Annotated in this window: 7 protein-coding genes; 5 read left to right on the top strand and 2 right to left on the bottom strand. The window is 31.1% G+C overall.

Annotated elements, in window-relative coordinates; translation table 11 throughout:
• Window positions 1–201 precede the first annotated feature (201 nt).
• Window positions 202–1,095: a DMT family transporter gene (locus RYK99_RS08370; RefSeq protein ID WP_314991757.1), complete on the top strand. Its 894-nt coding sequence runs from the start codon at window positions 202–204 to the stop codon at window positions 1,093–1,095.
• A 77-nt stretch (window positions 1,096–1,172) separates the two neighbouring features.
• The gene (locus RYK99_RS08365) at window positions 1,173–2,237 is read left to right on the top strand and encodes an endonuclease (RefSeq protein WP_314991755.1); all 1,065 of its coding nucleotides are present in this window, start codon (window positions 1,173–1,175) and stop codon (window positions 2,235–2,237) included.
• Window positions 2,238–2,396: 159 nt separating this feature from the next.
• Here RYK99_RS08365 and RYK99_RS08360 read toward each other — a convergent pair whose 3' ends face one another.
• Complete coding sequence (locus tag RYK99_RS08360; RefSeq protein ID WP_314991753.1) at window positions 2,397–3,596, bottom strand: dicarboxylate/amino acid:cation symporter; 1,200 nt, start codon at window positions 3,594–3,596, stop codon at window positions 2,397–2,399.
• 588 nt (window positions 3,597–4,184) lie between these two features.
• Here RYK99_RS08360 and RYK99_RS08355 point away from each other — a divergent pair.
• Window positions 4,185–5,429: a hypothetical protein gene (locus tag RYK99_RS08355; protein WP_314991752.1), complete on the top strand. Its 1,245-nt coding sequence runs from the start codon at window positions 4,185–4,187 to the stop codon at window positions 5,427–5,429.
• Window positions 5,430–6,060: 631 nt separating this feature from the next.
• On the opposite strand, the gene RYK99_RS08350 is transcribed toward RYK99_RS08355, so the two are convergent.
• The gene (locus RYK99_RS08350) at window positions 6,061–7,386 is read right to left on the bottom strand and encodes an FAD-containing oxidoreductase (protein WP_271987063.1); all 1,326 of its coding nucleotides are present in this window, start codon (window positions 7,384–7,386) and stop codon (window positions 6,061–6,063) included.
• Window positions 7,387–7,679: 293 nt separating this feature from the next.
• On the opposite strand from RYK99_RS08350, the gene RYK99_RS08345 reads away from it, so the two are divergent.
• Together RYK99_RS08345 and RYK99_RS08340 are read left to right on the top strand one after the other, a co-directional pair.
• Complete coding sequence (locus RYK99_RS08345) at window positions 7,680–8,015, top strand: zinc ribbon domain-containing protein YjdM (protein ID WP_314991749.1); 336 nt, start codon at window positions 7,680–7,682, stop codon at window positions 8,013–8,015.
• A gap of 157 nt (window positions 8,016–8,172) precedes the next feature.
• The coding region (locus RYK99_RS08340) for an MFS transporter (RefSeq protein WP_314991747.1) at window positions 8,173–9,090 on the top strand (918 nt) is incomplete at its 3' end.

The raw sequence follows: 9,090 nt of genomic DNA, 5'->3' as shown, positions 1-9,090 counted from the left end.
GCTGCCTAGATCTTATTTCCTATTTTTCTCCATGCCCCGAATTTGACAAAGAGCCGATTATAATAAGTGATATTAGAATGCTAACAGTTGAATTTTTTAAGAATAACGTATAAAATTATAAAAGTATACTGTGTTTATTACTACAATAATAAATACTTTTAGAATTTTAAATTCATAAAAATTTATAGGAAAGGTGTATTAATGAGAAAATTTATTTCAGAGTTATTATTAATAATTGTTACAATTATTTGGGGGCTGGCTTTTATTTGGCAAAATATAGCAAGTAAAGTTCTAGGACCGTTAACAGTTGTAGGTATAAGATCGATAATTGCAGTAGTCTTTCTTATTGTTATTGCATTGCTAGTGCCGAGTTTGTATAAGAGTCAAGCTCCAAAAGTGTTGGCTGAGCCTATAACAAAAAATAAAAGTTGGGTACTTGGTGGTATTTGTGGAATTGTACTATTTTTTGCGATGTATATTTCTCAAATCGGTATTGGTATGACAACGGCAGGTAAAGCTGGATTTATTACAGTTTTGTATATTTGTATAGTACCATTTATAGGTGTCTTTTTAGGAAATAAACTTAATAAATTCTTTATTATAGGATTGATTTTATCTGTAATTGGTTTTTATTTCTTATCTGTAAAAGAAGAATTTGCTTTAGAGATAGGAGATATTATCGTTTTAATCAGTGCGGTTCTATTCGGGATTCATATTATTGTTATTGATTATTCGGCTGCTAGAGTTAATTCAATGTTCTTATCTATCGTTCAATTAGTCGTAGTATCTGTATTGAGCCTAGTATTAGCTGTTTTCAAGGAAACAATCGTCTTTGCGGACATAATGAGCGTTATTTGGCCGTTACTTGCGATAGGTGTACTTTCAAGTGGAGTAGGTTATACTTTACAGATTGTAGGTCAAAAAGATGTTCCGCCACACACAGCATCTCTAATATTAAGTTTAGAATCTGTTGTAGCTGCAATAGGTGGAGTGCTTATCCTTGGTGAACACATTGGGATAAGAGAAGGAATCGGTATGCTTATCGTTTTTGTGGGAATTATTGTTTCACAATTACCTGATAAGAAAAATAATTAGATAATTACTGATAGAAAATATTAGGTGCGACTCGAAAATATTTTTTATATCGAGTCCCCTTTTTTATGAGGTTAATGATGAAAAAAATATTAAAAATAGTTGTTAGTTTAGTGTTAGTAGCAGCTTTAGGTTTTGCGGGATTAGTTGGCTATTTATGGGCGACAGAATATAGTCCTAACGGGGTAGAGAGCCTGCAGGTCACTAAACAAGGTAATTCAGAAATAGCAAAAGTAGGAACAGAATATAGTGCGCTTAATTGGAATATAGGTTATGCTGGGCTTGATAAAGATGAAGATTTCTTTATGGATGGTGGAAAGATGGTGTTACCTCTTGATAAAGCTCATGTAGAAGAAAATCTAAAGAATATTACAGAAATAGTTAAAAATGAGAAAGCTAATGTTAACTTTATTCAAGAAATTGATGAAGATTCAAAACGTAGTTATAATATGAATCAAGTTAGAGCATTTGATGAAGCGCTGGGTTTAAATAGTATTTTAGCTTATAACTTCAAGGTTAGATATATACCATATCCATTACCACCATTAGGAAAGGTGAAAAGCGGTATATATACTGCGACTGATTTTAAAATAGAAAATGCAAGAAGATTCCAAATGGCAATTCCATTTACTTTCCCTGAAAGACTGGCTAATTTAAAACGTGGATTTTCTGTTATTTATACAAAAGTAGAAAATAGTGATAAACACCTTGTATTAATCAATGCACATCTTGATGCTTATGACAAAGGTAATTCTGGTAAAAAAGCTCAGATGAAGCAACTGCTTGAGTTTATTGATTATGAGTATAAGAAAGGTAATTATGTATTGGTTGGGGCAGATTTTAATCAGTCGTTAAAAACTTTAACGCAAGATGAGATTAGCGTTGTTCCAAAAGAATTATGGCGTGCTGAGAATTTAGATAAGAGTTTATTACCAGCAGGATTTAAATTAGTATATGATGAAAGTAAAAATTCTGCCAGACTTAATAATAAACCTTATGTGAAAGATAGTGAAGGGACATATGGTTTCATTATCGATGGGTATATCGCGAGTGATAATATTGAAGTGCTTGGTGTAGAAACGTTAAATCAAGAGTATAGATATAGTGATCATAATCCGGTAAAATTGAGATATAAACTTAAATAGAATAAAAGAAGCGGCTCTGAGATTAAGTTCAAAGAGCTGCTTTTTTATAAACTAGATTTTTTGGAAACTTGTTCTTTTGATTGTGGTGTGAGACGTCTTCAATCAACAGTTTTTTAATCATGAAAAATCCCACAAACTTATGTTTGTGGGATAATTTTTTTATGCTTTTTGTTCTTCGTCTTTTTTGAAGAAAATTCTATTTAATCTATCAACAATTGCTGATAAAGCTCCATCTCCAGAGATGTTACATGCAGTTCCAAAGCTATCTTGAGTGATGTATAATGCGATCATTAGAGATAACATGATTTCGTTGAATCCAAGAACTGATTGTAATAATCCAAGAGCTGCCATAACTCCACCACCTGGAACACCAGGAGCAGCTACCATTGTTACACCTAGTAATAAGATGAATTTAATCATTACTGCAGCTGATGGGAATGCAGCACCGTGTTGTAACCAGAATACTGCAGATGCACATGTAGTTAATGTAATTGTACTACCTGATAAGTGGATAGTAGCAAATAATGGAATTGTGAAGTTCGCGATGTTTTTATCAACACCCATTTTTTTAGTACTTCTTAGTGTTACTGGGATAGTAGCAGCTGAAGATTGAGTACCAATTGCTGTCATGTATGCTGGTAAGATGTTAACAAGCATCTTGAATGGGTTTCTAGCGTTAAGTGTTCCAGCCACGAAGTATTGAATAATAATTATTATTACGTGCATAATAATAATTAATACGAATACCATTGCGAAGATTTTTAAGATTTTGAATACTTCACCAGAAGCTGTGATGTTCATGAATACACCTAGGATGTAGAATGGAAGAAGTGGAATAATTACTGTAGAAAGTAATTTTTCGATGATTTCTCCGAAGTCTGCGAATCCTTGTTTAAGTCCTTCTGATTGAGTTGCTGAAATCCCAATTCCTAAGATGAATGAGATAATAAGAGCAGTAGTAACATCAAAAATTGGAGTCATTTTAAACTCGATGAAAGGTTTTAATAATAAATCCTCAGGGTTTTTGAATGATTGTAATGTAGCATTAGCTAAAATATTTGGTAATACTGCTTCAGCTGTTAAGAATGCAAATGTTCCTGCGATAATTGTAGAAATATATGCAACACCTGTTGATAATCCAAGTAATTTACCAGCGTTGTTAGAAACTTGGCTAATACCTGGTACGATAAATCCAACGATAATAAGTGGAATTGTGAATCCTAAGAATGAGCTGAAAATTGATGAGAATGTAACGAAAACTCTAATAATTGACGTTGATAGAGTGCTTCCTAAAACAATCCCTAATGTTACAGCTATAATAAGTTTTGCTATTAATGGAATTCTTTTATATAAACTCATTGTTCGATCTCCTTTTTTATTTATTGTATTTTTTAAAAAGACATGTGTACATTATACAAGAAAAATGTATGTTTGTAAAGGGATTGAGACATATTTTTTCAATTATTTGAAAATTGTAGCTTCCCAGAGTAAATTCCAGTTTAAATACTATATTGTATATTTTTATTTTATCATTATTAAATAGAAGTAATACCCCTTAGGAATTCCATAAAATCAATATTCCTTCTGTATACTAAGTAAAAAAAGAAAAAGAAAGGTGTTATTTTGATATATAATATTTAAATAAAGAAGAAGTATTGAAATTCAAAATTTTTTCCAGTGTATATTTGTATTTGTGGAAGGTAGCGACAGTTCTAGTAAGTTGAAATTAGGGTGAAAGATTTTTGTATTTAAGAATCAAATTGTTACTACTTACCGCAAATATAAATTTATGTTATAATATTTACATAAAAAGTTCTTTGTGGAATATTGAGATCTAAATCATTTTAAAGTAAGGATTGATAGAACTTTCAACGCTTAGGAGTATTGTTAGTTTTAAAACAAAAATTATTATAATATATGAAAAATTTATTTTAGGTGGATATAAAAATGAAAAAGATATTAATAACTATATTTAGTACAGCTCTTATTTTAACTGGGTGTCAAACGAAAAATAGTAATATTGATGATAGCTTAACGAATCAAACAAAAGGAATAAATCATAATTTAGATGAAGTTGAAAAAAATCTTAATTATAAAATTTATGCTAGAGGGAATGAAACTAGTCTTATTAAACCGGCAACATTAAATTTAATTACTGTTGGAAAGGAGGATAAAGATATTAAATTAAGTAATGGCTTTGCTGTAGATATAAGTGATGTCGTAGATTTATTTAACGAATATTTACCCGGTACATATTCAGAAGATGATGTACTGAAGTTGCTTAGAGAAGATGAAAATTTTAAAGAAACTAATAAAAAACTAGATTTGAATAATGTTAAAAATGATATTGTAAAGTATTACAGTAAAGATAAGAAATTAGTAGTTAATTTCCAGGGAACAAGTGCGAATAATATTAAAACAGAATCTAAAGATAAGTGGAGAATAGAGGGAGATAAGGTTAGAATTAGTATATTAGATCCAATAGAAAAGGAGAGTAAAATTGGAGAAATAACTCTACGTCTTAATAATAAAAATTATAAAGATGGCAAAAAAAGATCGTATTATTATGTAGAAAGTGTGATTTATGATAATTCCAAATCAGAAAAGGAGAAAAATACGCCGACTAGTCATAATTATGAATCTGCAGCAGGTTTGGCTGAAGCAGTAGTTATTGGTGGTAATAGTGTAGGACAATTTGGAAATCCATTATATTTAGAGATGGTTACAGAACAAAGAAGACAGAAACTACCTGGTAAGGATCGTGTCTATTCTATATCGACAGCCGATTATCTTGACATAGTTAATGCACTTAAGGAGAGAACTTATACTATGGATGAAGCATTGGACTTGTTAACTGCTTCAAGTGTTTATAGAATTGAAAAAGGACCTTCTAGTAGTTATAAGTATGAACGTAATGATGGAGGAAGTATCCATTATTTTAAGGGGGATAATATGATAATCTTCACTATTGGACAACATGGAAGCTATTGGGCAAATAAATTATCTGATAAATCTTCTTGGAAAATAGACGGAGATAGAATAACAATACCTGTAATTGGTGCTACTCCTATGAATCAAGATAAGGGAATTGTTGGTTCGGTTACTCTTAGACTCAATAACAAACAATATTCTGGTGGTAATAGGAAATCAATCTACTATGTAGAAAAAATTGAAAGAGGAGAGAACTATTAATTTGAACTGCTCATGCTTTCTGAATTATTTTGCGAGTTTGGAGTCGTAAGAAATAGTATTATAAATCTAGACAGTATTTTTGGATTTTTTGTAAAATTCAGGATGTGTAGGAAATAGAAACTGGAATCTAGATAGCAACTTGCTGTATAAATAGCAAGTTAAATATATCAAAAAAATTAAAAATGAAAAGGTACATTTTATTTATCTTGGCAATGATGTTCTAATAAAAACAGTAAGGGTCTTCTTAGGGAATATTATTCTAAAAAGACTAATTTAAGTTTAGTTAAATTAATTGGAATCTAATTTAATTAAGCAATAGACTCCGAAAATATCTAAATTGTAAAACATCATTTAAAGGATCTACACATGAACTTGAGTATAATAATTATAGTGTTGAGTTGGGGCTGACCCAAAAGCCCTAAATTTTAATAAGGTTTATATGAAAACTCATAGACGCAGTGGTTTATTAATATCTAAATTCACTTTATAAAAGCTTTTTAGATATCTAATAAACTACTCGATAAAATCGATTTCTTCGAAATCACGATTTTTGAGTCACTCCCAAATTGAAAATGAATAAAAAAGCTTAAAATCTCAATAATAATTTGAGATTTTAAGCTTTTTGCAGTTATTAGATTAATTTGAATACATCGTTTAAGTTCTCAGCCATTGTTGGGTGAGTGAAGATTTGATCTCTGATGTAAGTGTAAGGAATTTTGTTATCAATTGCCATTTTAATTAGGTTGATAATTTCTTCTGAGTTTTTACCGAACAGAGTAGCCCCAAGAATTAAGTTAGTGTCTTTGTCCACAGTTACACGGAATAGTCCACGTGGATCTTGGTTAACAGCTCCTCTTGGCATGTTAGCTACTGGTAATGATGCTACTGCAACGTTAGGGTAAGCTGCTTCAGCTTCTTCTTTGTGTAATCCAACGTGAGATAATGCTGGAGAGATGAATGTTGAGTAAGGTACGTTTTTACGGTCAGCAGTTGTGTATTCTTTGTTACCGTGTAAGTATCCGTTAACTACTCTGAAGTCATCTAATGATACGTAAGTGAATTGTAATCCACCGTTAACATCACCAACTGCGAATACATTTTCTACAGCTGTTTGACAGAATTCGTCAACTACGATTGTTCCGTTTGGACGTAATTCGATATCAGTGTTTTCTAATCCTAATCCTTCAGTGTTAGCACGACGTCCAGTTGCGTGTAATACTGCTTCGAATTCTAGTGGACCATATTTTTCTGTATCAACTACAACAAGTTCTCCATTGTTGCGGATTTCTTTTGTTGCAGTTCCTAATTTGAATTCGATTCCTGCTTCTTCTAAGTATCCTTGAGCAAGTTCAGCGATATCTTTGTCTTCTCTTCCTAAGATTCCAGGAGCGAAGTCGATTACTGTAACTTTAACTCCAAGACGAGCGTAAAGGTTAGCGAATTCTAATCCGATGTTACCTCCACCGATAATTCCTAGAGTTTTAGGAGCTTTTTCTAATTTTTGGAATTCAGTGCTATCGTAAACATTTTTAGATGTTGTTAAACCTGGAATTGGTAATACGTTGTTTTTAGCTCCAGTGTTAATTACTACGATTTCACCTTCAAGTTGTTTAGTTTCTCCGTTAGCAGAAATTTCTACTACTTTGTTAGAAACAAATTTAGCATGAGCTGTGTAAACATCAACGTTTGGACTATTGTCTAACATAGCGAAGTTTTTAGCGTTAAGTTTAGAAACAACAGCATCTCTTGTAGCTTTAGCTTCTGCGAAGTCTTTTTTGTTGTCAGCAGCTACGATTAAAGTTTTAGTTGGAATACATCCAATGTTAATACAAGTACCACCGTACATTGCACTGCTTTCTTCAACTACTGCTACTTTTTTTCCTTCTTTAGCAAATGTTGCTGCTAAAGTTTTTCCGGCTTTACCGAATCCTACTACTAATAAATCATATTTAACCATAATTTGATTCCTCTTTTACTTTAAATTTTATTGTTTATTTTTTATATCTGTAGAATAAATATAAATGAAAACTGTTTAGTTCATATTTTACTCCTAGTTTTTCAAAATTTCAAGTACTTTGCCTACAAAAGTAGACGATTTTTTAAAAAAATTATTTTAAGGATATGAATTACGCTTCAAATCGTTATAATATCAACGTTTTCAAGAAAATAATTTTTGATATTGTTTTGATATTGCTTCTCATTATGGTATAATATCTCTTGTACAAATATGAAATTTTATGGAGGAATACAATGACATTACCTAATTGTCCAGAATGTAAAAGTGAATATACTTATGAAGATGGAAATATGCTAGTGTGTCCAATGTGTGCTCATGAGTGGTCACCAGAAGATACTAGTGCAGTAGAAGAGGAAAAAGTTTATCGCGATGCTAATGGAAATGTACTTCAAGATGGAGATACAGTTTCTGTAATTAAAGATTTAAAAGTTAAAGGTAGTTCTTCTACATTAAAACAAGGAACTCGCGTTAAAAATATTAGATTAGTTGATGGTGATCACAACATCGATTGTAAAATTGATGGTTTCGGTGCTATGAAACTAAAATCTGAATTTGTTAAAAAAATATAATACAAAAAGAGTTGACTCGATAGTAATTTCAATGAAATCATTAAGAGTACAGCTCTTTTAATTTTTATATGTATTCTTAATCTTCCGAAAATAGAAAAGATAGTATATAATAAATAAATGTCTTGAAAATAAATTGAAAAGAATGAAAGGAAATGCAATGACGAAAATTCAAAAACGTTTATCTATGATAGCTTTGCTTTTAGCTAATTTTATAGGTGGACTAGATACAACAATGTTGAATACAGCATTACCGCAAATTATAAAGGATTTAAATGGTATAAATCAATTAGGTCTATTAACTTCTATGTTATTATTCTTTATAGCTATGACAACGGTTCTTTGGGGTAAGCTTGGAGAAGTAATTGGTAATAAAAAGGCTTTTCAATTATCAATATTAATCTTTACAATAGCTTCTATATTAGGAGGATTTTCTGTAAATATCTGGATGATGGTATTTGCTAGAGGGTTAATGGGTATTGGTATAGGAGGAATGATTTCTATTCCTTTTGTAATATATGCCAAGCTTTTTCCTGACGCGAAAGAAAGAGCTGTTGCCTTAGGATGGGTAACAGCCTTCTATGGTGTGGCAAGTATCTTAGGTCCTATTGCTGGAGGTTTTGTGGTTGATGTATTAGGGTGGTCTTGGATATTTTTTAGCCTTGTTCCATTTTCAGTAGTTTCTTTAGTATTAATTCAAATTTTTTATAAGGAAACTGTAATTTCACAAAAACCAAGAGTTGATTACATTGGAAGTGGATTATTAGTTATTATTTCGGGAGTTATTCTTTATTGGATTAGTAATCTTCCAAAGCTTAGTATATTTATGAATAGTTTACTAGCAATATTTGTAATTGTTAGTGGTTATATGCTATGGAAGTGGGAAAAAAAGGAAACAGAACCGATTCTGCCGATAAGTTTATTAAAGAATATGTCTTATATAACGAAAAACTTAATTATGGTGCTGGTCTATGCTTTTGCTATCGGATATAGTATTTACGCTCCAATGTGGGCACAGGTTGTATTAGGAACTAGTGCAACAATGGCTGGTGGAACACAGATTTTTAGTTCTATCGCA

This window comes from uncultured Gemella sp. (assembly GCF_963537375.1).
In the GTDB taxonomy this organism is placed as follows: domain Bacteria; phylum Bacillota; class Bacilli; order Staphylococcales; family Gemellaceae; genus Gemella.
This window is presented reverse-complemented; position numbering and strand designations above follow the sequence as displayed.

Excerpts from the sequence above, each read along its gene's own strand:
- RYK99_RS08370 (WP_314991757.1), top strand. The coding sequence starts at position 202 with ATGAGAAAATTTATTTCAGAGTTATTATTAATAATTGTTACAATTATT.
- RYK99_RS08365 (WP_314991755.1), top strand. The coding sequence starts at position 1,173 with ATGAAAAAAATATTAAAAATAGTTGTTAGTTTAGTGTTAGTAGCAGCT.
- RYK99_RS08360 (WP_314991753.1), bottom strand. The coding sequence starts at position 3,596 with ATGAGTTTATATAAAAGAATTCCATTAATAGCAAAACTTATTATAGCT.
- RYK99_RS08355 (WP_314991752.1), top strand. The coding sequence starts at position 4,185 with ATGAAAAAGATATTAATAACTATATTTAGTACAGCTCTTATTTTAACT.
- RYK99_RS08350 (WP_271987063.1), bottom strand. The coding sequence starts at position 7,386 with ATGGTTAAATATGATTTATTAGTAGTAGGATTCGGTAAAGCCGGAAAA.
- RYK99_RS08345 (WP_314991749.1), top strand. The coding sequence starts at position 7,680 with ATGACATTACCTAATTGTCCAGAATGTAAAAGTGAATATACTTATGAA.